General features: G+C 44.2%; 22 protein-coding genes and 3 pseudogenes. 1 reads left to right on the forward strand and 24 read right to left on the reverse strand.

Going from position 1 to position 26351, the window contains the following annotated elements; translation table 11 throughout:
• Positions 1-19: 19 nt before the first annotated feature.
• The 14 genes and pseudogenes from AACT52_RS31595 to AACT52_RS31660 form a co-directional block, all read right to left on the reverse strand.
• Positions 20-2326, reverse strand: coding sequence for a hypothetical protein (locus tag AACT52_RS31595; protein WP_143172924.1), 2307 nt, complete (start codon positions 2324-2326; stop codon positions 20-22).
• Positions 2327-2626: 300 nt separating this feature from the next.
• Entirely contained in the window at positions 2627-3154 is a 528-nt protein-coding gene (locus AACT52_RS31600) for a phage tail protein (protein WP_073634593.1), read from the reverse strand.
• Positions 3154-3366, reverse strand: coding sequence for a hypothetical protein (locus tag AACT52_RS31605; protein WP_073634594.1), 213 nt, complete (start codon positions 3364-3366; stop codon positions 3154-3156). The genes AACT52_RS31600 and AACT52_RS31605 overlap by 1 nt, the downstream gene beginning before the upstream one ends.
• 142 nt (positions 3367-3508) lie before the next feature.
• Positions 3509-4414, reverse strand: coding sequence for an FHA domain-containing protein (locus tag AACT52_RS31610; RefSeq protein ID WP_233154124.1), 906 nt, complete (start codon positions 4412-4414; stop codon positions 3509-3511).
• Positions 4401-6530 (reverse strand): substrate-binding domain-containing protein, encoded by a 2130-nt coding sequence (locus AACT52_RS31615; RefSeq protein ID WP_073634596.1) that lies wholly within the window; start codon positions 6528-6530, stop codon positions 4401-4403. Before AACT52_RS31615 ends, AACT52_RS31610 begins: the two co-directional genes overlap by 14 nt.
• A gap of 77 nt (positions 6531-6607) precedes the next feature.
• The gene (locus AACT52_RS31620) at positions 6608-7291 is read right to left on the reverse strand and encodes a response regulator (RefSeq protein ID WP_073634597.1); all 684 of its coding nucleotides are present in this window, start codon (positions 7289-7291) and stop codon (positions 6608-6610) included.
• A gap of 12 nt (positions 7292-7303) precedes the next feature.
• A complete protein-coding gene (locus tag AACT52_RS31625; protein ID WP_083630645.1) occupies positions 7304-8461 on the reverse strand; it encodes a sensor histidine kinase in 1158 nt (385 codons plus the stop codon).
• 396 nt (positions 8462-8857) lie between these two features.
• Positions 8858-9031 (reverse strand): annotated as a pseudogene (locus AACT52_RS31630) (IS630-like element ISMae26 family transposase); the annotation flags it as partial.
• A gap of 144 nt (positions 9032-9175) precedes the next feature.
• Positions 9176-9835 (reverse strand): hypothetical protein, encoded by a 660-nt coding sequence (locus AACT52_RS31635; RefSeq protein WP_073634598.1) that lies wholly within the window; start codon positions 9833-9835, stop codon positions 9176-9178.
• 410 nt (positions 9836-10245) lie between these two features.
• Positions 10246-10476 (reverse strand): hypothetical protein, encoded by a 231-nt coding sequence (locus tag AACT52_RS31640; RefSeq protein WP_073634599.1) that lies wholly within the window; start codon positions 10474-10476, stop codon positions 10246-10248.
• Positions 10477-10527: 51 nt separating this feature from the next.
• Positions 10528-10767, reverse strand: a complete 240-nt coding sequence (locus tag AACT52_RS31645) for a hypothetical protein (RefSeq protein WP_073634600.1) — start codon at positions 10765-10767, stop codon at positions 10528-10530.
• A 181-nt stretch (positions 10768-10948) separates the two neighbouring features.
• Positions 10949-11335 (reverse strand): DUF305 domain-containing protein, encoded by a 387-nt coding sequence (locus tag AACT52_RS31650; RefSeq protein ID WP_083630648.1) that lies wholly within the window; start codon positions 11333-11335, stop codon positions 10949-10951.
• A gap of 1290 nt (positions 11336-12625) precedes the next feature.
• On the reverse strand, positions 12626-13009 hold the full coding sequence (locus tag AACT52_RS31655) for a DUF1634 domain-containing protein (protein ID WP_073634601.1): 384 nt from the start codon (positions 13007-13009) through the stop codon (positions 12626-12628).
• A 3-nt stretch (positions 13010-13012) separates the two neighbouring features.
• Positions 13013-13849: a sulfite exporter TauE/SafE family protein gene (locus tag AACT52_RS31660; RefSeq protein WP_073634602.1), complete on the reverse strand. Its 837-nt coding sequence runs from the start codon at positions 13847-13849 to the stop codon at positions 13013-13015.
• A gap of 17 nt (positions 13850-13866) precedes the next feature.
• Between AACT52_RS31660 and AACT52_RS31665 the strand changes: the two genes are divergently transcribed.
• The gene (locus tag AACT52_RS31665; RefSeq protein WP_158054829.1) at positions 13867-14037 is read left to right on the forward strand and encodes a hypothetical protein; all 171 of its coding nucleotides are present in this window, start codon (positions 13867-13869) and stop codon (positions 14035-14037) included.
• 16 nt (positions 14038-14053) lie between these two features.
• On the opposite strand, the gene AACT52_RS41590 is transcribed toward AACT52_RS31665, so the two are convergent.
• The 10 genes and pseudogenes from AACT52_RS41590 to AACT52_RS31710 form a co-directional block, all read right to left on the reverse strand.
• Entirely contained in the window at positions 14054-14152 is a 99-nt protein-coding gene (locus AACT52_RS41590) for a hypothetical protein (RefSeq protein WP_143172926.1), read from the reverse strand.
• 47 nt (positions 14153-14199) lie between these two features.
• Complete coding sequence (locus AACT52_RS31670) at positions 14200-15282, reverse strand: catalase family peroxidase (RefSeq protein ID WP_198941024.1); 1083 nt, start codon at positions 15280-15282, stop codon at positions 14200-14202.
• Positions 15283-15409: 127 nt separating this feature from the next.
• Positions 15410-17053: an NAD-dependent malic enzyme gene (locus AACT52_RS31675; RefSeq protein ID WP_073634603.1), complete on the reverse strand. Its 1644-nt coding sequence runs from the start codon at positions 17051-17053 to the stop codon at positions 15410-15412.
• A 309-nt stretch (positions 17054-17362) separates the two neighbouring features.
• Positions 17363-18766 (reverse strand): class II fumarate hydratase, encoded by a 1404-nt coding sequence (gene fumC / locus AACT52_RS31680; protein ID WP_073634604.1) that lies wholly within the window; start codon positions 18764-18766, stop codon positions 17363-17365.
• A gap of 415 nt (positions 18767-19181) precedes the next feature.
• A complete protein-coding gene (locus AACT52_RS31685; protein WP_073634606.1) occupies positions 19182-21908 on the reverse strand; it encodes an MGH1-like glycoside hydrolase domain-containing protein in 2727 nt (908 codons plus the stop codon).
• Between the two features lie 8 nt (positions 21909-21916).
• Positions 21917-22687 (reverse strand): glucose 1-dehydrogenase, encoded by a 771-nt coding sequence (locus tag AACT52_RS31690; protein WP_073634607.1) that lies wholly within the window; start codon positions 22685-22687, stop codon positions 21917-21919.
• Positions 22688-22825: 138 nt separating this feature from the next.
• A pseudogene (locus AACT52_RS31695) lies at positions 22826-23206 on the reverse strand (ribulose-phosphate 3-epimerase); the annotation flags it as partial.
• A gap of 435 nt (positions 23207-23641) precedes the next feature.
• Positions 23642-23965, reverse strand: a pseudogene (locus tag AACT52_RS31700) (ribulose-phosphate 3-epimerase); the annotation flags it as partial.
• Positions 23966-23968: 3 nt separating this feature from the next.
• Entirely contained in the window at positions 23969-24757 is a 789-nt protein-coding gene (gene pgl, locus AACT52_RS31705) for a 6-phosphogluconolactonase (protein ID WP_073634608.1), read from the reverse strand.
• A 381-nt stretch (positions 24758-25138) separates the two neighbouring features.
• Complete coding sequence (locus tag AACT52_RS31710) at positions 25139-26086, reverse strand: class I fructose-bisphosphate aldolase (protein WP_073634609.1); 948 nt, start codon at positions 26084-26086, stop codon at positions 25139-25141.
• Positions 26087-26351 lie beyond the last annotated feature (265 nt).

The following is a 26351-nucleotide window of genomic DNA, read 5'->3' on the forward strand; positions in this document are numbered from 1 at the left end:
ATAGTAGAGTGATTGCAATTTACCAAGGTATACGACCACGACCAGAGTAAAAGCCATAACGCTCTTGCTCAATCTCTAATCTCTGCCGCAGCCAGTAATAGACTTCATGAGCTAGTGTTTCAACAAGTTTAGAAGATTTATCATCAATTTTGCTCGTTGGCGAGGAAGGCCTTTCTAAGGTTTCTGTAAAAGGCTGTATTATAGTTGGCGTGTCATTAGCTGTAACTTGCCCACCTTTAGCAAAGCCCTTAATTTGAGCCTGTTTATTTGTAAAAGCTCTTAACGATTTTGACTTTATAGAATTTGCTAATTTCTGGGGATGAGATTCCCCATTATTAGGTTTGGAGGAAGTAAATCCAATAGAGTTGGCAGTACTATTATTTCCATTCAATAATTCTTCAATGTTCGACCATTGGGAAGGCGGATTAAAATCATTGGAAGATGAATCAGTACTAGGACTAGGAATTTGCTTTTTAAAAATTAGAGGAGTTAAAGAATAATGAATTGTACTTTTGTTCACCTCTGGCATTTTGGTTTCAATTGAATTTGACTGAACAGAACTGAGCATTGAAAGGCTTTGTTTTTCAGTCTTCGATTGCAAAGAAGATGAACCTAGAGAACCTAACATTTTAGGTAAGCCGAGTTTGGAACTTTTTTGTTGTATAAAATTCCCCTGTGAAGATTCGACTTTAGTAGAGGTATCTGCTGAGGCTACATCTTCTTGTTCCGCACGTGTCGTTGCCGATAAACGAAAGGTTTGTAAATGGTTTGGTATTGTATTACCACTGTTGATGTGCTTCAGCAAACTCAGGTTTTTTTGTGTATCTTTGGCATTAACCACAAATTCACCAGGAGTAAGCATTGCAGGTACAGTATCTGAAGCTGCAATTTGCTGTTTATTTGGGGTACTGGACGCTGCAACATGTCCACCAACAGCGTAACCTTGAAGTGGTGGCATGTCGAAAGCAGGGTTTTGATTTGCTCCTGTCGAAGGAAACTTTTTCTCGTCTTCAGTTATATCATCAGACGACACGTCAACGCTTGGAGTATCTTTAGCATTGACTCCACTTGCATTTGACACCTTAAGGTTAGGGATAATAGGTGCAAGCGATTCTTGTCCACTCTCAACGGCTGTACTGGGTGTGGAAATTTTCGGTTGTGTCGTTGGTTGTATCGCTGCTGCCTGTACAACTGGAGTATCGGAATTTCTTGCCACATCGACTATGGGATTAGCTGACTGAGTAGGCGCAGAAGGTTCAATTACCCCGTCATCTGAACTGGTATCTTGTGCAGATGAAGTGTGAATTCCACTCAGCGTTGGTTGCTCTTGTGATGTCGTTGCCGCAAGCGATTCTTGTCCACTTTCAACGGGTGTACTGGGTATGGAAATTTTCGGTTGTGTCGTTGGTTGTATCGCTGCTGCCTGCACAACTGGAGTATCCAAATTGCTAGCCACATCCACTATGGGATTGGCTGAGTAAGTAGGCGCAGAAGGTTCAATTACCCGGTTATCTGAACTGGTATCTTGTGCAGATGAAGTGTGAATTTCACTCAGAGTTGGTTGCTGTTGTGATGTCGTTGCCGCAAGCAATTCTTGTCCACTTTCAACAGGTGTACTGGGTATGGAAATTTTCGGTTGTGTCGTTGGTTGTATCGGCGCTGCCTGTACAACTGGAGTATCCAAATTGCTAGCCACATCCACTATGGGATTGGCTGAGTGAGTAGGCGCAGAAGGTTCAATTACCCGGTTATCTGAACTGGTATCTTGTGCAGATGAAGTGTGAATTTCACTCAGAGTTGGTTGCTGTTGTAATGTCGTTGCCGCAAGCGATTCTTGTCCACTTTCAACAGGTGTACTGGGTGTGGAAATTTTCGGTTGTGTCGTTGGTGATATCAGTGCAGCTTGTACAACTGAAGTATCGGAAGCTGTATTAGTAATCTCAGTAGAGTCAACTGTGGCATTGCTTGAATTAATGTTTGGGGCTGCAGTTTGAGTGCGATCGCCTATGAATGATTCAATATTAGCAGTAGTATCTAGAGAGACTGAGGCTTCTTTGCTCCTATTATCATCATTGGTATTACTGGTACTAGTTATCTGACCAAAGGATTGATAAACTTTTTGTGTAACGGTAGTATCCTTTACCGCCTTTTTAGATTTAGATTGTTTTTTACTGGTTTTAGACTTAACTTGTTTTTTATTAGCTTTAGATTGCGTTGGCTTTGAAACTGGTAATTCGGTAAAATATTGGTTACCTGTCTTTGTATCAATATGAGCGGGAAAATCTACTTGTTGATAATATGTCTTATCTTTTCTTTCGTCTTTCATCTGATGTGTTTGAAATTCAGTAGATGAAAGTTCCGCACTTTCTCTCATTACTAAATTGTTGACGGACGTAGGAAAATTTACCAAAGAGATGTTTAATGGTTCGGAGCGGGATAAACTTACTTTTTGAATAAAAGACAAAGCCTGTCTTGATTTGGGCAGTAAAGGTGGAAAAGCAAACTTTCTCTGCAATAAAAATTTGGGTGGAGATAAAGAAGTTCCTATTCCAATAAATGGAGTTGTCATTGGAAGTAACGGTTAAATAATTTGCATAGTGATTAACGAGGACAAGCGTTAAATACATCAGGAACTAGAAAATTCTCCTGTTGCGGTACGTTTTGTTTTATTACCTCCTCCTCCTTTTTTGCCAGCTTTCAAGCCCTCAAAAGCCAGAGTTAATTCCTCAATGACAACACCACTTCCATCTGCTTGCAAATCTGACGACTTCCAAGCTATGGGAATAGCACCAATGAGCGTCCAGCTTTTCATGATATCGCCTGCTTGATTGAACGTGATAATGTTCGCATTACGCCGACTAATTGGTTTGTTTTCAAATAATTCACTGAGCCATTCCCAAAAATTCAAATCGTCTGTAGTACCTCGTTTGAAAGTTATGTCTGAAAACGTTGAGTGACCTAAAAAAACGCGTTGTTGGTCGTTCACACCCCCTTCAAAATAAACTTCTTTCTCAATTTGAACGCCTAACCCAGAACATTCTGTAAAAGATGCAGCTATGGAACCTCCTATTTCTATATAGAAACGATTGGTTGTAACATAATTAAGTTCAGATTTACTATTGCCGTTTATATCGTTAGAAGAATTAGTAACCATTACAACCACCTTTCTTTACCATAGTTGCTCACTCGTTCTCGCTGGCACCGCATATCTTCCAGAAAGATTGCATACACCCTATCAGCAAGTTGGTTTAAGAGCAACGGATCGTCAAGGTAACTTTTTGCTAGTGCAAGCATTGCAGTGTATTCTGCTTCGTTAGCCAATGCAGTCATTGGTGTTAAAGAAAGCTGCATTTGTTTTAAACTCATAATTTAAAGAAAACAAACAGAAAGAAAAAACTATCTTGATTACAAGACTATAAGCACTGCATCAAAATTGGGAAGTAGCCAAAAGTCGAATTCGGTTGGAATAGTGAACAGTAACCAGTGACTAGTGACCAGTAAGTAATTGCTAGTTATCGGTCAACGAAACTGTGAAACATACCAGCCTCTCTTGACCAAGTTGTAACGAATCCTTGTGATTGAGACGGTAGTGAATGCTGGGAGAAAGAAACTTGTCATTTAAATAAGTTCCATTTCGACTATTATTGTCAACTAACATATATGCATTTTGAGATTTATCCCAGTAAACTCGAGCATGGGAACGGGAAACTATACCTTCATTAGGAATACCAGAGAGGTCAATTTCTGGTAATGCTGGATTGGCAGTGCTTTGCCGACCAATGTAACCCTCTTCTCCATGTAGGCGAAATTCTTTTCCGGAGGAATGAATTAGCTTTAAGGTTGGTTGAGCAGTTAAATGAGGAGGTGGAGTATGAGCAAGTGATGCTGCTGGTGCTTGATAAGCAGGTGGGCTGGGAGCGGGTTGTTGTGGTGGTGGTGCTTGATAAGCAGGTGGGCTGGAGGCAGGTTGTTGTGGTGGTGGTGCTTGATAAGCAGGTGGGCTGGAGGTAGGTTGTTGTGGTGGTGGTGCTTGATAAGCAGGTGGGCTGGAGGCAGGGTGTGGTGGTGGTGGTGCTTGATAAGCAGGTGGGCTAGGGGCAGGCTGTGGTGGTGGTGGTGCTTGATAAGCAGGTGGGCTAGGGGCAGGCTGTGGTGGTGGTGGTGCTTGATAAGCAGGTGGGCTAGGGGCAGGCTGTGGTGGTGGTGCTTGATAAGGTGGTGAAGAAGCTGGGGATTTTGCAGATGGGACTGCTTCAGGTAGTTGCCTTTCAGCAGAAGGAGTCTGATTTTCAGCAGAAGGCGGAGGAACCACGTTGCCCAAAGGAGTGCCACACATAGGGCAGACTTTTGCATTGTTGGGCAATATGCGGTTAAAAAATTCGCAACTAGGATTTGGACATCTATTTGCAGTCATAAGAGTTTAAATATTTATCAGGTACCGGCTGTAAAGGAACAAGTCCTACTTTATTAATGAGACATTGACCTTGACGGGTCGTTAATATCTCAGCAAATTTCGCTCCTGCAGGTGGAAGACTATTGTTGTGAGGGTATACCACTGCCAGAGGATAGCTTAACGGATAACTCCCGGTTGTAAAAGTTTTAATATCTAAGCGATTGTCTTTGTCACATATGTTATCTGATGGAGTGATTGGTTGACCATTAAGTCGGAAAAGGGCTTGGCTGGGAGGCTTATCACCATTAACTAAAGCTAAGGGATAGCCTGCGCACTGGTTCCAGGTTTTACTAAGAATGCCATAACTGATAATGCCAGCTTGCCCTGTGTCAAACGCAGTGATAATCTGTTGCTGAGTCAGTTCAGTCGCTTGTGTTGTAGCTATTGCTTTGTATTGAGCAATCTTTTGTGGGTCGTCTTGCAGCACAATTTTTTCAAATTCTCGCACAGCTTCAGGCTCAGTTGGAGCAAAAGGTTTCATAGGAAGATTTGGACCGCCAAGCTGCTGCCAATTGGTAATCTGACCTGTATAAATTTGGCGCAGCTGATCGAGAGTAATTTGCCCATTAAGAACCTTGGGAAGGTTTGCATCTTTCTTACTAAAAGCAACAAATACAAGTAATCCATCATAAGCAATTTGTTTTTCAGCTAGATCGTTTGATAAATTCTCTACTAAACTGGTCATCGCAAACTGTGCCTGACCTTTTTTTACTTCTTCTATAGGTTCACTCTTCATTTGTATATTAGGAGAAGGCACAGGTTGATAGTTAAACTGTGCGTTTGCATCCGGCTTAGGCGTGTTTAATAGTTGTGCGAAAGTCAGTTCGCTAGTTGGGCGTACTTTTAAGACGACACTCCATGTCCCTTCTGTTTCTCCAGTGTAAGTAAACACTCCTGAAGGAACACCATTGACATCAGTAAAACTAGGCACAAGTTGATTAAATTCTGCAAAATCTTCTTCTTGTACTCGTCCACGCCCTAAAAAATACCAAATGATTCCGCCAAGTGATAGTAAAGTGATAATACCTAAAAGGATAACTAGAATGAGTGGTGTCCGAAAACGTTTTTCTTTCTCTTCCTCAGGTGCAACTTTAGTAAAACTGGTAATTTGATTCTCCAAAGGAAATTGCAGTAAGGCTAGACGAGCAGTTTCAGCACTCTCAAAAGGAGTTTCTATGCCCATTAAGCGATAGATGAACTGCTTTAAATCAGGGCTGGATTTGGGCCATAGCTGTTCGTTTCTAGGATCGAGAGGTTGATTAGAGGCAGGATCTACGGACTTTCCCACCCATAGATAAAAAGCGACTCGTCCCAATTCCTCTAGATCTTGCTGAGGGTTGGGAGTTAAAGGTTGGGCAAAAGTTGCTGGTTCAAATAAGCGCTCCCAAATAGCTAAGTCGCAAAAGTATATAACAAAATATTGCAGATCATTTTGTACAATTAAGAGACTATTCAAGTTAATATTGCCGTGAACAATGCCCTGTTGTACTTGACCTGAAGGAAAGCGAAGTTTTTGTGTATGCAAGAATTGCAGGGTTTGTAAAGCTTGATTGAGTACTTCGCGCACTTGAGAAGCTCTCATTGCGCCTTTTTCTATCAAATATTGACTCAAAGTCTGCGAGGTTTCTAAATTACCCTGACTAACTGTATAACAGCGTTTTTGCTGCAGGTCGGCAATGACTTCCCAAGGGCTGAACAGACGAAAATCTTGGTTTCTGCCATCTGCTGGGCTTACCCCTGCTACACGTAAAAATGTATCTTGACGTTGACGAGCCTCGTCTGCATTAAAAGAACGCGAAGGTAACAAATATTCTTTAATGACTACAGGTTGGCTATCAGCCATCTGTCTTCCTAAATATAAACGACCCATACCCCGAGAGCCGAAAAGACCAGTTATTTGATAAGTGCCTCGACTACCTTTAATTTCAGTTTTTTGTGGTAATAGAGCAGGAAAACCGCATTCCAAACAAAACTTAGCCTCTGGGAATTCCTGCATTGTCTTCTGGAGTTGATCGCAGTTTAAAGGTGCATTGCGCGAACAAAAGTATTCTTTATAACGAGGCTCAATTGATACCATTTTAGATTTTAGATGTTAAATTTTGGATTGAGAAACTTTCACGCTTTAGTCGTTATATACGCTCCCGCCCCTACTTTCTACTCCCTATTACTAATTACACCTAGTTTTAGTGCAGCTACAACTGCTTGGGTACGGCTAGTCACCTGCAACTTTTCAAAAATGCTTGTTAAATGAGCTTTAACCGTAGCTACCGTAACATACAAACGTTTAGCGATTTCTTCATTAGAATCCCCTTGTACTAACCAGTACAGAACTTCTTGTTCCCGTTCTGTAAGGTGAAGCTTTTGACGGGTTCTAATAGAAGCCTCTGAATAGGCGTGGAATCGGCGGAAAAAACCACTAGCAACCTCTGTAGGTAAATAAATCTCTGACTTGAGTGCAGTAGTGATTGCCTCACACAATTGAGTAGCCACACGATTTTTAAAGACATAACCTACAGACCCTGCTTGCATGGCTTGAAAGATGAAATTATCTTCTTGATGAGCTGACAAGACTACAACTTTCCCAACAAAAGATGTTTCTTTTAAGCGGTGAAGAGTTGTAATTCCGTCACCCGCAGTTAATTCTAAATCGAGAAGGATGAGGGCTGGTTGTTTTTCAGTAGCAAGGCTTACCGCTTGTTCTGTAGATGCAGCTTCTGCCACCACTTCTAACGGTAATTGTCCGCTGTTACTATAAAAATTAAGGAGAGTGTGCAACCCCTGACGAAAGCGTTGATCGTCATCCACAAGAAGAACTGGAAGTTTTTCATTAGTTATCATATCAAAACCCTCTTAAAAAGATGTAGATCGAGGTAAGCTTATAAAAAACTGTGCTCCCCCTACTGGTGAATTTTGCGCCCAAAGGTTTCCATGATGGTCAAGAACAATTTTTTTAGCAATAGTTAAACCAAGTCCAGTACCTCCTGGACGACGAGAATAAAAAGGAGTAAAGATTTTTTGAATGTCGTCTGAAGATAGTCCTACTCCTTGATCAGAAATCCAAATCAGTATCTCATCTTGAAAAATTTGCCAATTACAGCTAATAATTCCTGATACAGGGCTAAAGTGAACCGCATTGCTAAGTAAGTTGTCAAAAACTTGCTTCATTTGCAAAGAGTCAATTGCCAGAATAGTAGAAGTGTCAGGATAACAGATTTGCAGTTGCTTCTGCTCAATTAAAGGTTTTAATCCCTGAATAGTTTCAATCACTAGACTTCTTAAGTCATGAAGAGCAACTCTTAATCTTTCCTTCTGACCGCAATAAATAAGCTCAGTTAAATTTGTATCTAAATCTTGTATGCTTTCACGAATAATTGCTGCTTGTTCTTGGGAAGAACCGCTAGGTAATCCCAAGTAGAGATTTTCTGCATAAAGACTAATCATCGTTAAAGGATGACGTAACTGATGACCAGCACGCTGAAGTATATGTTCGAGAAGTTGAATTTCAGCTTTTTGCTGCCGAGATTCAGAATAAATGTCCAAATGCTTGCTGAGTAAGATTGCAGACTGCCTAACGTCCTGCTGCAAACTTGGGGAGAGAGGTTCGTGAGCAAATATCAGAATATATTCAGGTTTTTGGTTTTTATACCCTATGGGGCAGATGTAACAAAATGATGTTGTAAGATGGGATAAGTTAACTTCATTAACAGTAAAAGCAGGATAAAAATCTACCAACCATTCTTCTAAATTCAAATGAGTTAAAAGTTTTTTAGAAAAAAACCCATCTTGGACGCAACGGGTAATTGTTTGATGACCCTCTAAAAATGGGTCGAAATAAATAATTCGACACCAGTGAATAGGAAATTTAGAGAGCAAATATTCTATTTGAACTTGACAAAAATCTTCTATTTGTGAAGCTATTTTTGAAGATGGCAAAGATTGTAAGTCAGTATTTATTTTTTGCGAAGAGGGATTTAAAACTCCAGTTAAAGCCTTTGTTGTAACTTGCATAATGACGCCAACCAATTTCAATATTTTTTTTTATTTGATTGAGCTTTGCTCACTTATACTGCTGTAACTATATTTATTTTCTACCTAGTTGTCAGTTATAACCAGGCAAGATAAGCCTGTTAAGGTTATGTTAATCATTTTTTTCTTATGAGAAAAGCGGATGAAGTGAATAAATCTACTCAGATGTTATATCAATAAAAACTGATGTATTTTTGGCACACAGTACTAATCCTAAAGCCCTTATTTTACGGATAAAAGACAAGAAAAACACTCTCCGCTTTATTGCGCTACTTTTGACTAAACCCAGGGTTATACGGTTAGGTGCAAGATCTGAGCCTAGGAATGTTCTTAAGAAACACATTTTAGAACCCTTAGCCAATAAAGACGTTCGCGATATGCACGTTGTCCTTCAACAGCCCGTGCATATGTTCTGACGATTGCCAGGTTAACTCCCGTTTCATCGATAAAAATCAAGTCTTCGGGCTTTATATCACGAATCTGTTTCCAATATTTCACACGTAATGTTTGCACTCTCAGACTTTCAGCTTGCGTTGCGTGGAGTGATTTTTTCTAGTCAAATTATTTGCTTTTTCCGAGTTAATTTGGTAAGTACAAGAGCCAGAGACTCTAATATCTCGTTACCAGGTTGAACCTGGTAACGAGGGTTTCGAGGCTTCGCCTCCTCACTGTTGCAAAAGCATGTAAGATCTCAGTTTAGAAATTAAGGTTATAGTGCTGGCGCAGATTTATCTCTAGTTGCGGTTGAGCATAAGCGGAAAGGTTTACTGTTAAAGTTGTTTGGCTTGTTTCAGCTAAACCAAGTAATCTGGCTAAAAGCTGGCAATTTGCTATTATTTGCTGCTTGAGAGTTGTCAATTCTTCTTGAGAGTTGAGACGGCTTGAAGCAGAAAGAAACTGCTCTTCAGCTTGGATTTGTATGCTTTGGCGCTTATGCCGTTTATTCCTGGCAGGAATGATATAGTCGCCAGTTTCAAGTTTAAGGTTGAAAGCGTTGAAAAAAATGTTTAGGCTGCGCCTGTCAACGCCAACTTCTCGATCAATAATTCGGCAGACGGTTCGAGGGTCGAGTAGGGCGCGTCCGCTAAGTTCTTCAAAACTGTAACGTTCGCCATAGTGGTTGTAGATAACTTCAGCTTGCAGCAGTTTCTGCCAGCCTTGCTCGGTAAGGACTACCCCACGTCGACGAGATTTGTTTGTGGAAAGATTTTGTGGTTTGGGTATTACTTGAGTAATGAGGCTGACAGGTTGAGCAGCAACTGATGTGTTATGCTGGGAGGAATGCAGTTTGTTTGGTTGTTGGTGAAGAGCAACTGGAGTTAGGGTGGAAGTCCGGGAAGTTTGAAGTTGATACATGGATTTAACCTCAAATTCTAAGGAAATTTAGTAAAGATGGCGTTTTAGTTTTGGTTTTCTTAACTACCTACAAAACAGTTTTAAGCTCAGGAAATTCAGGTTGTGCTGAAAAAACTGCTTATGGAGAAGCGATTGACTTCATTAAGACTCGCTCAAGCAACCAATCCAAAAATTTGAGCTACAAATTCTGCCTGTACCTGAACATTTTTTCATTCGACACCTTGTATCTGTCTTTTTTGAATCATGTTTATCGTTTCATAGCCTTTAAGCATTCGTCGAGCCCTGTTGAAGGAGTGAAAGTCTATGCCTGGTTTAGTCAGACGCTTTATAAGAACTGCAGCCTCATAAATTTGATGTAGCGCTGGTCGGGCATCTCTTGCTTAGCCTTAATGAAGCCCCGCTTGTCATCATTAATTAAATAGTGAAGCTGATCCGTGCCGTCGGTCGTGATTATAGATGACTTGTGCAACATCATCCGCGCTCATCATCCCCGCTGCGGTCATGCTTGCGAATGTCTCGTTGATATGGGCAACACCGAAATGCATTGTTGATTTATCTACAATCGGTCTACCCTCCAGGGCTGGGGACATCACTTTGCCTCTAGCCCAAGTTGAACCTGCATAGGTGTTCCGCGATGCCATTTTTAATGAGGACGATTGCTAAATAGCGTCGTTGAATCGCTGAATTATTTGCTACAAACTGAGATTTTCTGGTGTTATTTCACCCAAACGAATGACTCCCAAAAGTTGATTGGTTTGTGGATTATGAACAGAGACAGTGTTGGAGGTTTGGTCTGCTGTGTAAACGCGGTCATGAAAATTCACTCGAATGTTCTGTATACAAACTGCAAAAGGAGCTTGATTTACCAGGGTAGGGACAACAATGCTGAGTAGAATTGCAACGACAAAACCAATGATTATACTAAGCTTCATGAAGATTCCTCCCGTATTAAATATCAAAGTGAAGCGGTATGGTTATCAGAAAAGGTGAAAAAGTGACGGTGAGAAAACATCCACAAGACTACCTTTTACAGTTGTAAAGAATAATTGCACGAACGGCTTATGCTTAGGTAGATGATGAAGATTAAGCGGACAATGCATGCTCCAGAACAAGCTACATTAATGCAATTTCCGATTGCTGAGTCACAATAATTTCTTGAGCCAATCGGCGTAAACGAGAATCGGTTCCATATCGTAACTCGACCTTCGCCATCTCAACTGCTCCTTGATGATGAGGAATCATCATGACAGCAAAATCAATATCTGGATTAGTAATCATAGGAGTACTAGACATGACAGTATTCATTGAAATCATTGCCTGATTCAACGCATCATTCACAGACAGATTATCTGCATAAACAGGTAATGGATAGCACACTAATAAGCTCAGCGCGATAAAAAGGATCAGTAATAGACTGAAGCGAAAATAGTCTAGTTTAGAAGCCAAGGCTTTCTGTTGCCCCAAAGCTATGCCATCAGGGGTATATACATAGCTATCCATATAGACCTCGCGTATTTCAAAGTTTGACTGGACTCAAAATTGAGGAATTTGAGTAATACACAATCTTACCAACTATCAGTCTTCATTGGATTCATTACGGCGCTTAAGAAATGCAGGGAGGTTTTGGCGAACATCATTGGTTCAAGAAGCTAGTGATCTTCAATCGCATGCGTCATTCACTTTCAATATTTGTATGAATTCAATATATGTAATTAACTTTAAGTTGTCGTCCACTAAGAGTTGAAACTTTGGCACAATAGAGTGATTGATAAATCAATCCATCTTAAAATTGAACGTTGGCTTCAACTAAAGTTGGAATCCAAATTCAAACCTTAGTACGGCTTGCTTATACCATTTCTGTATGAAGCTGCGCTAAATCAGAACAAGGGTGTATTTGGTATAAGGGTAATAGGTTTAGAGATAAATTATAAAGTAAATGTTAAATTCTAGGATGCGTTAAAGCCAGAGTACGGCATCTCAGATGTTGCACCAAGAAAAATTGATGGAATTGAATAACTCAGTATTAAATTAAAACCCTTAATTTAGCGATAAAAGCTAACAAAAATCAGGTAGCCTTATTGCGTATATTTTTACATTCCCTGGGTTTGTACCCAGAGGTGCAAGATCTGAGCCTACAGGACTTCTCTCCACCCTACAAGTTGTGGTCGCTTTCCCACTGAATGCGCGTTCATACACATGATGCTCAATCTGTACAGTGTGTAATACCAATTCTCCATGAAGATGTACTCAATATTAAAAAATGAACCGCCAAGTACGCCAAGTACGCCAAGGAAGAGAGAGGTAATTATGTAGTGCAAGTTTACAGAGAATTGGTATAAGTCCTAATTAGATATAAATATAATCAGGGTTTGGCAATGTGTATCTGTCGTATTCTTTTTTCAAATTGGTATAATTTTTTGCGTTGAAAAATATTGAACCAAATTCAGGAAATCACAAACTTTCGGAAACAAACGTAAAGATAAGAGTTTCAGCCCTTGCCAACAAGGTAGCTAGCTGTACCGACGCTCAATGGTCATTAATAGGTTTCAAGCTCATCCCACGCCTCTTGGCAGTGGGATTTCGCGGGCATAGGGCATTGGATTGTTCCCCATGCCCCTTGCCCCAAGACGGTGGGCGGCGGTTCCTCCCGCCCCTAAAAGGAGCGAGCTTCCCCGCCGTCTTTTTGTAAATGTAGTGTCCTGGCATTTTGCTGAAATGTTGACATAGCAGGACTTCTAAAAAAGTTTTCAATTTACTGAGATTAGCTGATCCGTTTGAAATACTGACAAATTATCCTGTTGCCAGAAGACCGTGGATGAGAACCACCAGCACAATTAATGTGACGATTATGTAGAGTTGATCGCGCTGTTGCCAAAACGCGAACACTGAAAAAGCAACTCGTGCAACAGGAGTTAGAATCAATAGCAGAATGCCGAGTTGAATGATGCCTCGCCCTCGCAATGCCAGCACATCGTTGAGAACTCCAGGAATTTGGCGGAGATCTGCGGGTTCTCCTCGAAAGATGTGATCTTTAGGAATATCACGACCATTATGAATCAGATAGAGGATACCTCCGACAACAACGATCGCCCCTGCTAGAGTCACTCCAATCCGTAAAAGAATACTGATTGTGATTTCAACCTGTTGGTCTGTCCATCGGCGGGTGCTTGCCATGTGTTAAATTCCTCCCGTGATGCCGTTATAAATCATCTCAATGCCAACTGCTAGAATGGCGATGCTAAAAATGATACGAAGCACCTTGACTTTAGCCCGCACTAGCACTTTAGCTCCGCACCATGCTCCAACCAGTACGCCCAGCAGCACAGGCATACATAGACCAGGATCAATGTAACCCCTGCTGAAATAAATTCCAGCACTAGCGGCGGCTGTCACCCCAATCATGAAATTGCTCGTGGTTGTAGAAACCTTAAACGGTAATTGCATGACCTGATCCATTGCTAGCACCTTGAGCGCTCCAGAACCGATACCGAGCAAGCCAGAGAGTATTCCTGCTATCAGCATGACAGCAAATCCACCCGGAACATGTTGAACGTGATAGGACTGTTCGCCTTCCGAACTCGGGTAGCTGCCATCTAGCTTTAAGCGTGCTGCCAAGGGATCGACTGGAAGATTGACAGCTTGCGTTTGATGCGGTCGATTGGTTAAATACGTTGATGCTAACATTACCAACCCAAAGATAATCGCAATCACTCTGGTAGGAGCCTTTGCTGCTATTAGCGCCCCAGTCACGGCTCCAAACGTCGTAGCAACTTCTAGAAACATGCCTACGCGAATATTGCTGTACCCTTCTCGGACGTAGGCGATCGCAGCTCCAGAAGAGGTGGCAATCACAGAAACTAAAGCAGAGCCGATCGCATATCGTAGATCGACGCCAAACCCTAGAGTCAAGAGTGGCACAACCACAACTCCTCCTCCTAGCCCGGTCAAAGAACCCAGTAAGCCCGCCAAAATAGAAAATATGGCAATGATCGCGGTGAATTCGAGATTGTCCATAAACTAGTGCTCAGAAATTGAAGTTCTTAATTGCTGTTGAAATTGATGGTTCTGGATGCTTAATTGACATAGATCCCGATTTTGCTGACGCCTGTTCCTTTCTCCACCGCTTTGTGGGCATCTACAGCGCTATCCAATGTGAACTGACGAAGGTCAACCACGGGTCGCAGTTATCTAGCTTCTACTAACTGGATTGCCATCATACTAAGCCTTTGACGCCATACCGTGATTGTGGACGACTACAGGTTCTGGTAGATGATTGGTTTGGCAGACAGCCGTTTGCTGTCGGACACGGGTCTTGATCGTGGGTCGGGAAACTGACCTTTATATCCCCAGATTGTTGTCGAGCGTCACAGATTACGTATCCGCCTTGTGTAGGATGTGGCGTAGGAAGGAGACCGGAAGAGAAGAACAGGATCATCAGTCGGTGCGATCCCGTCTGCCATGATAAGAGGATCGTAGTTGATCTTATAACTGCCAGCTAGGTTGGATGGCATTGCCGATGTCAGTGTTAGGGTGCCAGCCTTCAGTTCTCGACGGTTCCTCGGCCAGAGAAGCGTTGGATTGGTTTCAGGGTCACCGGGCTCGCCGATCGTCACGATCATGTCCCAGTTCACTGGACCCATGCGCATGCGCTCCATTAGTACCCGCTCGAGAAAGTTGCGCGGCATCGATGACAACTGGGCATCTGAGAGCTGCTTCTCGCCATCTTGGGGAACAAAGCGGAATTTGGCGATCGTCGTCTTGCCTGCAGCATTGATGAACTTGAAGGCGTGAATGCCGTAAAATGCACAATTGGCGTAGCTTGTGGGTGGATTGTTTTCCTCCAAGAATTTTGTTTGCAGCACGTTGTCCGGATGAGAAGACTCGAACTGCTTGAACTTCGCCAAGTCCGGTTTTCCTGTAGCGGGATCAATCGCCAGTGCAATAAACTTGTCCAGAAACGTTTGCGGTACGGCAGCAAAGAACATTGGTGTATTGATCATGGTCATGTGATGTAGGCTGCCACCTGGTAGCCTGAATTCGAGCGCCATACCGCGCGGGCTTTTCTCTACGTCAGGCACCATTGGATCACCACCAGCGATGGAGAAGCGTGCGACGACGTCGAGTTTTTCTCCAGAGAACAGCGCAGATCGCGAGATTTTTCTGACTTCTGGATTACCGACGAACGTGCCTAAGGCACCCACACCTTTCGTGTGATTTCGTCGTTGACCAGGGTGTAAGCCGTAAGCGCCTTGAAGCGCGTCCGCGACCTCTTCTGCGGTAGCCTCGGTCTGCTTTTCCGAGGATTCCAATTGGCGAACAGACTTGGCGATGGCGGCGGCTGCGGTCGCGGTTGCCGACGCGACGAAACCTGTAGCGGCAAGCCGACTGACTGATATAAGGAAGTCTCTCCTGCTGCGAACATTTTTATGTGGCATTTGCTTCTCCATGCTCCTGACTGCTTGACACTAGGACAAATGCAGCTCCTTCTCGGGCTGCCGCTATCGAGATTTTGTGATGAAGCTGCCGACGATATCGTAAATACGCTATTAACACCGACAATAGCGATCGCTTCTCTTAGACGAGCTTTTTATACTCCGGCTTGTAGACGTGCTGACGAATGAATGCCTCTATATCAGCAGGTCGATCAACCCGTGCCAGCCCACTGTCAAACACTAGCTTTGCGACCCGCGCTGCTGTCTTAATCTCTGTTTCAAGGATGTTTGACTGCGGTGGATAAATGAGTCCTTGCTTGAGCATCTCCACTGGCACCTGGTCGGCGACTGCTGCTGCCGCCTCGATGAACATCTCGTCGGAGACACGCTTAGCCTCGGTAGCATAGATGGCTAATCCAATCGCCGGAAAAATGTAGAAATTGTTAGCTTGTCCTGGTAAGAAGGTCTGACCGTTGAAGTGAACCGGCGGGAACTGAACCCCGGCAGCATAGATTGCTTTGCCCTTCGACCAAGTGTACGCCTGTTCGGGTGTACATTCCGCATGTTCAGTTGGGTTCGACAGCGCCAGGATCACAGGGCGCTCATTCAGCTGCGACATGGCTTCGACAACCTTTTGAGTGAAAGCACCGCCGACCGTACTGACACCGATGATCGTTGTCGGCTTAATGCTCTCGATTGCCGCAACAAAGTCTTTGGTCGGTAGGTGCGGGTGTGCATAAGGTTTCTGGAAATCTACCAAGTCTGTGCGAGTCGGTTCGAGTAGTCCATTGATATCGAACATGTACACCCGTGACTGCGCCTCCTTGAGCGTCATGCCTTGTGCCACCAGCGCCGTACACAGCAAATTAGCCAGACCGATCGCAGCCGAGCCTGCCCCCAGGAACAGATACTTCTCGTCCTTCAGTTGCGTTCCCTTGAGTTTGGTCGCGTTGATCATGCCAGCTAGGGTGATGCCTGCCGTACCTTGCACATCGTCGTTGTAGCAAGACACCTTATCTCGATAGCGTTCCAGCAGATGCACCGCATCGACACCCGTCCAGTCCTCAAAGTGGATGCAGCAAAGGGGAAAAACTTCCTGTACTGCCTCAACAAATTCATCCACAAAGCTGTAAAGTTCTTCCGTTGATGGGCGCGTTTTGCGTAGACCCAGATACAGGGGATCGTTCAGATATTGCTCGTTATTAGTTCCGGCATCGAGGTAGATGGGCAACAGTCCTTCGGGTGGAACCCCTGCTGTCGCCGTATAAAGTTGGAGTTTGCCAATGGGAATGCCCATGCCGTTGGCACCAAGATCTCCCAATCCGAGAATGCGTCCTCCATTGGTGACACAGATAACTCTCACATCCTTTACAGGCCAATTGCGGAGAATTTCCTTCACCTGTCCCCGGCGCTCAATCGACAAATACATGCCTCTAGCTCCCCGGAAGATATATCCAAACTTGAGGCAAGCTTCCCCAATCGTCGGGTCATAGACAATGGGCAGAAACCGCGCTGGGTCTGACATGATCGTCCGATAAAATAGGGTCTCGTTGTGGTCGAGCAAATTCATCAGGTAGATGTAGCGCTCGAGATCGGTGTTCTTGTGTCCCAACTGCTGCATAACGCGGCGCAATTGCAAATCTTCCGATTCGGTCACGTCGGGCACTAGCCCCACTAGCCCCAACACCTGCCCTTCAGCTTCCGTATATGCAGTAGACTTATTGAGCGATGGATCGTGGAGAAGTTCTATGCCGCGCTTGCCGTTCAGATTGGTTTTGGTAGTCATAACTGTTTCTACTCCTTATGCATTTTTTATTTTTTTTGTCAATAAATAATTTATAATAATACACCTCTTGCAAAAATGCTTGAATTTTCATGTTTCCCGAGTGAGAACATAGGAGTGGAGATTCTGAGTCCCTGAGTCCTTACGGACACGCTGCGCGTATGCCTACGGCACACAAAGCGAACACTTCGGTGTGCGCTTTGCGCTTACGCTACACTGCGTTTCGTGACTAATGACATTCGCGTTTTTTGAATGAATGCAAGAAGTCTAATGTTAATACAACACTAAAAGCAGTTTCTTACAGGGACTCAATCACTGCTTCGCAACGTAAGGATGAACCATCTTCGCGGGATCAACCACCTGGTCAAACTCCTCGGCGGAAATATACCCTAGCTTCAGCGCGGCTTCCTTAAGTGTCAGATCGTGGTCGAGAGCATAGTGCGCTACTTGTGAAGCTTTGTCGTAACCAATGATCGGACTGAGGGCAGTTACCAACATTAGCGATCGCTCGACAAAGGCATTAATCTGTTTCTGGTTGGGTTGCATTCCTGCCACCAAAAACCGACTAAAGTTGTGGCATCCATCGGTCATAATCCGAATCGAGTGCATGATGTTGTGAATAATCAGCGGCTTATAAACATTCATTTCCAGATAGCCACTCCCTCCGCCAAACGTCACTGCTACATCATTTGCCATCACTTGCACTGCAATCATCGCTAGGGCTTCACACTGGGTAGGATTGACTTTTCCCGGCATAATCGATGACCCTGGCTCATTAGCAGGAATATCGAGTTCGTGGAGACCACAGCGAGGTCCACAGCTGAGAAGACGAATGTCATTGGCAATTTTATACAAGGAAGTTGCTAAAGTTTTGAGCGCACCGCTAAGCATCACTAGTCCATCATGACTGCCCTGCACCGTAAACTTATTGGGAGCGGTAATAAAAGGTAGCCCGGTTAGCTGGGCAATTTCCGCTGCCACGGCTTCTGCAAATTCAGGCGTTGAGTTGATTCCTGTCCCAACTGCGGTTCCCCCTAACGCCAGCCGATAGACCCCTTTCAAACTATCGGCTAAACGCTCCAGGTTATCATCCAACAGTCCCACATAGCCAGAAAATTCCTGACCTAATGTTAGCGGGGTAGCATCCTGTAGGTGGGTGCGACCAATCTTAACAACTTCTTTCCATGCTTTTACTTTCGCATTGAGAGAATCGCGCAATTCTTTTACAGCAGGGATCAATTTCTCATTCACTCTCTGTGCTGCCGCAATGTACATTGCCGATGGAAATGAGTCATTGGACGACTGCGACATGTTCACATGATCGTTCGGATGCACAGGTATCTTACTGCCAAGTGGATTTCCTGCTAATTGACAGCAACGATTGGAAATCACTTCGTTGACATTCATGTTGAATTGAGTGCCGCTTCCTGTCATCCAAACGTGCAAAGGAAACTGGTTCGGATGCTGACCCGATAAAATCTCGTCACAAACCTGGCAAATGAGATGCTTTTGTTCGTCACCCAATCGTCCTGCTTGATGATTAACGATCGCGGCGGCTTTCTTCAGTACCGCATAGGCAACAATCATCTCTCGTGGAATTAAGTCGTCTCCGATGCTAAAGTGTTCGAGCGATCGCTGCGTTTGCGCGCCCCAAAGTTTGTCACTGGGAACCTCAACTTTGCCAAGGCTATCAGTTTCAATGCGAATTGCAGTCATGGTTAATCTCCCTATTGTCTGCTTGCATAAGCGGATGTTCATAAAACATTGCATTGCTAGAGCTTCGGGAGTCAGGAGCCTGCAATTCTCCAATACAGAACACTCCCAACTCTTGACAGGCGAGAATTCGAACTGCCTCCAAAATGCAATCTTTTATACCGAACAAGCTTATTGCTTGAAATCTATTCAATTACTGGAAACAGCTTTGAAAGATTACCTTGAAGAAATCTTTGGGTAATTTGGCTTTTATCTAAGTAAAATTGATTAACTTAAATATCGCTTTTTTTGAAGTGGTTGTGGGTGAAGAAAGACAAGTTAAGCGCTAAGTTAAGGAAACGCTGAATTTTTGCCAAAATTTAGTCCAGGTTGGGTAAAAACGAGCGAAAAATCTGCACTCCGACGTAAAATGCCCTAGCTAACTTGTTCTTGAAACTATTGAATCCATAGAAAGTTTACACTGGGGATTGTCTCCACCATATTCTGCATGTTGCTGGATGAGTTTTGCTACTAATCCTGTCCAGCCTGTTTGATGGCTTGCCCCGATGCCCGCCCCCTCGTCACCATGAAAGTACTCATAGAATAGAATGAGGTCATGCCAGTACGGATTGGTTTGAAACGTTTCCGTACCCCCATAAATAGGTCGTCGTCCGGTTGCATCGTTTAAAAATATCCGAATCAACCGCTGTGATAGCTCATTCGCCACTTGCCAAAGCGTCATCATTTGACCTGAACCAGTTGGACATTCCACCTTGAAATCATCACCTAAGTAGTGATGGTACTTCTGCAAAGACTCGATGATCAAATAATTCATGGGAAACCACACAGGTCCACGCCAGTTAGAATTGCCACCAAAAACACCTGTTGTGGATTCCGCAGGTTCGTAATCGACTCGATACTCGTTGCCGTGAACCTCTAGAACGTAGGGGTTGCTCGCATGGAATTTGGAGAGTGCCCGAATGCCGTAAGATCCAAGAAATTCATTTTCATCTAACATCCTGTGGAGAATGCGCCGTAACTGATTCTGCCCGGCGATCACCAGCAGTCTTCTGGTTTTTACGCCCGCTATTTCTAAACAAACAGCATTTTGCGTCAAGTCTGGGCGATTTTGAATGAACCATTCGGTACGTCGTTTAAAACTGGGAAATCGTTCAAGCGTCTTCGGTTCTAGAGCTGCAACGGCAAATAACGGTGCCAGTCCCACCACTGAGCGAACCTTCATCAAGAAGTGACGACCATCGGGCAGATGCAAGGCATCGTAATAAAATCCGTCTGTTTCATCCCAGAGGGCTAATTCAGCTTCACCGACTCCATCAATGGCATCAGCAATATAAAGAAAGTGTTCAAAAAACTTGCTGGCAATATCTTCATAGGTTGAATCATCTTTTGCTAGCTCTAGTGCGATGGTTAACATATTCAGGCAGTACATTCCCATCCAACTGGTACCATCTGCCTGATTGATATATCCACCATTGGGTAGCGGTGCACTGCGATCAAATACCCCAACGTTGTCTAATCCTAAAAATCCTCCCTGAAAAACATTTTTGCCCTCAATATCCTTGCGATTCACCCACCAGGTGAAGTTGAGCAGTAATTTCTGGAAAACTCGCTCTAGAAACGCTCGATCGCTTCGACCATAGATTTTTTGCTCAATTTGATAAATTCGCAGTGCTGCCCAGGCATGAACGGGTGGATTGACATCGCTGAATGCCCATTCATACGCAGGAAGTTGCCCGTTGGGGTGCATGTACCACTCTCGCGTTAAGACACTTAACTGACGTTTTGCAAACTCTGGGTCCACCATAGTTAGAGGAATGAGATGAAATGCTAAATCCCATGCCGCAAACCAGGGATATTCCCATTTGTCGGGCATTGAGAGAATATCATCGTTAAATAGATGGCTCCACTCATGATTTCTGCCTCGTTTACGCTCTGCTGGCGGTGTGGGACCTACCGGGTCGCCGTTTAGCCAATCATAAACCACGTAATGATAGAATTGCTTGCTCCACAGCATTCCTGCAAATGCTTGCCGTTGGACATTTTGCATGTCCTCAGATAATGAAAAAGGACATATCCGGTGGTAAAACTCATCTGCTTGGGCTTGGCAATCGCGAAAGATTGACTCAAATTCCTGCCCAAACAAGATTTCTGTTTTGCCGTTGTTGAGAGAAGATTGGGAGTCTCTCAACCGTAGCCGCACCGTTTGCATTTCACCAGGAGCGATTACTAGCTGATAATGAGCCGAGAATTTTGTTCCTGTTTGACTAGGATTAATTGCATCCTTGCGGTTCTGAACCACATAATCATTGATACCGTCTTTAACATAGGGTGAAGAATTGCTAACTCCGAACAATCGTTCGTAATTCGTTTCATTATTAGTAAACAATAAATTAGGGATGCCATCACAGTAAAGCCATCGTGTTCCCAGCGTTGAATGGAATGCCTCAATTACGCTGAAATTAGCCGTTATTTTGCTAACATTTAGCCAAGGTTTTTCTTTCTCCTGTTCAATACTCCAAGACCAAGTGTTGCGGAACCACAAAGTTGGTAACAAGTGCAGCGTTTTAGGTTCAGGTCCCCGATTGATTACTTTTATTTGAATCAAAATATCTTCAGGAGATGCTTTGGCATACTCAATGAATACATCAAAATAACGATCTTCATTGAATATTCCTGTGTCTAGTAGTTCAAATTCAAAGTCTTGCCGACTTCTGCGACGGTTTTCCTCCACTAACTGAGTGTAAGGAAAAGCCTGCTGCGGATATTTATAAAGGTACTTCATGTAGGAGTGGGTGGGGGTATTGTCTAAGTAGAAGTAGTACTCTTTAACATCCTCACCGTGATTACCCTCATTCCCCGTTAACCCAAACATCCGCTCCTTGAGGATAGAATCTTCTCCATTCCACAGCGCGATCGCAAAACATAACTGCTGATGAGTATCAGAGATACCTGCAATGCCGTCTTCTCCCCAACGATAGGCACGCGATCGGGCGTGGTCATGAGGAAAGTACTCCCAAGCAGTTCCGTTCGGGCTGTAATCTTCGCGCACTGTACCCCACTGTCGTTCACTTAAATAGGGTCCCCAGCGTTTCCAGTAAGCAGTGCGATCGCGATCGGCTGCCAATCTTGTTTCTTCTTGAGTCATTGCAAGTTCTATTGCTCGTGGTAATTCCGAATCAGTCCGCCATCGACATAAAAAGTGGCTCCAGTCACATAGTCAGCAGCGGAGGACGCAAGGAATGTGACCATTGGCGCAATATCTTCTGGTTTTCCCAAGCGTCCAAGGGGAATGTTTTGTTTGAGTGAATGTAACTTCACAGGGTCATTTAGAAGTTTCGTATTAATCGGGGTTTCGATTGCTCCGGGCGCAATATTGTTGATCGTAATTCCCAACGGTCCCAGTTCTACTGCCAAATTCCGCATCATCATCTTCACACCGCCTTTGCTAGCACAGTAGGAGGTGAAGTGGGGAAACGCCATTTCCTCATGAACTGAACTGATGTTGATAATCTTACCCGTTCGTTTTGTTTCAATCAAGTGCTGCACAAATGCTTGTGCTGTGAAGAATGTGCCTTTGAGGTTGAGATTAAGAACGGTATCATAATCAGCTTCGGTGATGTTCCAAAAATCAGCATTTTTTCCATCAACCCCAGCATTATTTACCAAAATATCTAGCTTACCAAAGTGATGAATTCCTTCAGATACAAGTTTGCGAACGTCACTGATCGCACTTAAATCTGCCTGGACAATATGCCCCTTCTGTCCCGCTGCTTCTACCTTTGCCAACGTTTCTCTCGCACCATCCGGGTGGGAGCGGTAATCGATGACAATATCTGCACCTGCTTGCGCTAGGTCAGCGGCGATCGCCTGACCAATTCCCTGACTGCTGCCTGTGACTAACGCAACTTTTCCTTGTAAGTTCATTATGTCCTGCTCTATAAAATCTACTCAAAACAAAGCTGCTTAAAGCGTTTACTTCCTGCTTCATCCGAGACAGTCGGCAGCACCTCGTCCACAGGGTTTCCCCTGGAAAGACTTCCCTAGGCGTGAAATATCTTTGCTTTATGCATCAGCGGTGACTGGTTCAGGTCGTTTGCTGTAACGCAGTTCAGCAATTGTCGCTGCATAATCCTTAGCATTAAAGATTGTCGATCCCCCTACGATCGCATTTGCTCCTGTCTCCAACACCTGCCACGCATTGTCTGGCTTTACTCCACCATCCACTTCAATCCACGGGTCAAGCCCACGTTCATAGCACATCTGGCGTAAACGACGGATTTTCGGCAGCATGGTTGAAATAAAGTGTTGACCCCCAAAACCAGGATTCACTGTCATGATTAAGACGACATCGCACAGATCTAGCACCCACTTGATCGCTTCCAAAGGATTACCAGGATTGAGCACAACCCCTGCTTGTTTCCCCAGTTCTTTAATTTGGGATAAGTAAGTCGGCAAGAAAAAACCAAACTATGTAAAGAAAAGTAAAATCTCTGTATTTGGCTCGTAGTAGCGCTATGGCTGACGCCACGCTGCGCGAACAGCGCTAAAGCGCTACTACAAACCAGTGATGATTATTTGCGCCGACTTACTTAGTACAGTTTTGCATTAATTCGTAGCGTTTTGAAACGCAGAGGAACGCAGAGGAACGCAGAGGAACGCAGAGGAACGCAGAGCCTTTCTGAAATTAATTCGTTACGAACTTGTGAAATCCTGTACTTAGTACTGCATTTCATAAATTCATATCGCACTCTTGGGGTTGTAGTTGCGCTAAGCGCGTGCCTCCTACGGAGGTTGCACGGTACAGCCGCTCTTGCGTGCCGCAGGCATAGACAGCGCAACTACGAACTATAACGGTACGAACTTGTGAAATCCTGTACTTAGCGTTCGGTGTAAATGAATAGTAGATCCTGCTTGAACCAAAATATGATCAGCACCCGCTCTAGCAAAGTCTGTAATGTACCGCTCTGGTTCAACAATCATCAGATGAACGTTTAGCGGCTTTGTAGTCATCGGTCGAATCGCTTCTACAATCAAAGGACCTATCGTGATATTTGGAACATAACGACCGTCCATCACATCGACGTGAATCCAGTCCGCTCCCGCCACATCCACACTTTGCACTTCTTCTCCTAAGCGACTGAAATCAGCAGACAAGATAGACGCTGCAATTACGGTTGATTTAGAGGATTGAACATGTTGCATGATTTAGCTAGGAGTTGATGAAACAGCAGTGGATAAGGAACTTGCTGCTGCTTGATCGACCATCCACACCACTTTGCCTTGAGTCGGGCGAATGATTTGTGCAGGCAAGCGCTCGGGCTGGTACTGTCCTTCTAAAACTGCTTTCAAGGTTGCCGCTTTCTCTGTTCCGGTGACAAAAAAGATGACTTCTAGCGCATTGTTAATGGCAGGTGGTGTTAAGGTAATGCTATTAGTGTTCAACTCTTCCACCCAAGGTGCAACGACTAAACGAGTTTGCTCATCAACAGCAGCAGTGCCAGGAAAAAGAGATGCGGTATGTCCGTTAGCTCCCATGCCCAACAACACTAAATCGAAGCGAGGAAATTGATGTTCACCTAACTGAAAAAATTGTTTCAGGTCTCGTTCATATTCAGCAGCAACTGCCTGAGCATCTGGATTTTCAGCTTTAATTCTATGCACATTTTGATGTGGAATTGGAACTTGAAACAGCAATCGCTCTTGCGTCATCCGAAAGTTGCTACTGGGGTCGCTCGGCGGAACATGGCGTTCATCGCCCCAAAACAGATGGACTTGATTCCAGGGGATTTGATTGCCCCAGGGTTGAGTTGCTAACAAGGCGTAAAGACTTTTGGGAGTTGAGCCACCAGAGAGCGCGATCGTAAATCGTCCTCGTGCTTGAATGGCTTGATGGGCTTGTTGCACAAATTTGGTGGCAGCAGCCTGCGTTAGAGCTTCCGGATTGGCAAAAACTTGAATTTCAGGCTTCACTTGTGATCGGATTAATTCTTGCATAGTTATTTAATTCCGAGAGAAGGCTCCCGCCATAATCTTTGATTTGGCGGTAGTTGCGGGTGTGGGTTAAAAACGAAACGCCCCTTTTTCAATATTTCATTTTCAGTGAAATCAGCGAAAGGGACAGATTAGCTCTCTGTGCTAAAATGACATCAATTATCTCAACGTAAATATTGTGTTAAAAACATACGTAGAGATTGCACTCCGTACCGTGCGCCCCATAGAAACGTCAATGTCTGTGGATGAGGCTGACCAATACTTGGGTGAGGAAACTCTTTCAAGCAAGTCAACTTGTAGAAACAGAAAGTCCAAGAAGTGATTTCTAGAATCCACCGCTATACCAGGTAATCCTGGTATAGCGGTGGAAGAATATCAATTCCTCTAATTCAGAACCGGAATTTGAACTTGAGACGGTTGCGTGTTGTAAATGTCCATAATTGTGTTGACTAATCGCACTGCGTCCGGCTTGGAACGCTCAAAGGAATTGCGTCCCATAACCGTACCAAATCCGCCACCTGCTTGAATGGCACGATTTTCATCTAGAACGGCATCATCAGTGTCGCGCACCCCACCCGAAAAGATGACAATCCGCCGTCCGTTAAAGGCACATTGCACCACGTGACGAACTCGCTCAGTTAATGTCGCAATCGGGATTTCCTGTTGCTCATACACCTTGCGGGCTACTTCCAGCCCAATCTGCTCGGTCGGCAGCTTGACTTTAATGATGTGAGCACCTAATTGAGCCGCAATCTGAGCAGCGTAGCCAATTACGTCGATTGCCGTCTCACCCGCTTTGCTTAGACCCGCCCCACGCGCATAAGACCAAATCATCACGACCAATCCATGACGCTTGGCTTCTTCGGCACACGCTCGAATCTGCTGGTACATATCAAACCGCTGGGCTGAACCTGGATAGATGGTGAAGCCGATGCCAACGCAGCCTAACCTCAGTGCATCCTTAACACTACCTGTGAGTGCTTGCGTAGGGTCTGCCTCATCTAGCAACACATCGTGATTATTGGCTTTAAGAATCAGGGGAATCTCGCCTGCAAATTCTCGTGCCCCCGCTTCTAGAAAACCTAGTGGAGCTGCATAAGCATTGTATCCGCCTTCGATCGCTAACTCAAAATGATAGCGAGGATCATAAGCAGGTGGATTGGGTGCAAAACTGCGAGCCGGACCATGCTCAAAGCCCTGATCAACTGGCAGGATGACTAGCTTACCAGTGCCTGCTAACTTGCCGTGATTGAGCAAACGGGTCAAGTTAGTCAGCGTTCCTGGATTATCGCTGCCATACCAACTGAGAATTTCTTTTACTCGTTGAGTCATTGTAGTTTCTCCTAAAAATATTGTCTGGTACAAACTTTTTCGCTTTTCCTTCACCGAAGCCCCTTCGGGGCGGCAGGGCTGTTTCATTCCACAAGGGTTAGAAGTTTGTCAATATCATGACGAGCTGGTGTATTGTCAAAGAAAGTTTTATGGTGCGATCGCCTGGAGCACACTGTCCTTCGGGCAATCGTAGGCACATATCCCCTTTCAGTGAACTACCTACACCAAGTTGGGTACAACTATGGTGTAGGCTTCTGGTACATTT

Origin of the sequence: Scytonema sp. HK-05 (genome assembly GCF_963872035.1) — a bacterium.
Taxonomy (GTDB): Bacteria; Cyanobacteriota; Cyanobacteriia; order Cyanobacteriales; family Nostocaceae; genus Kalymmatonema.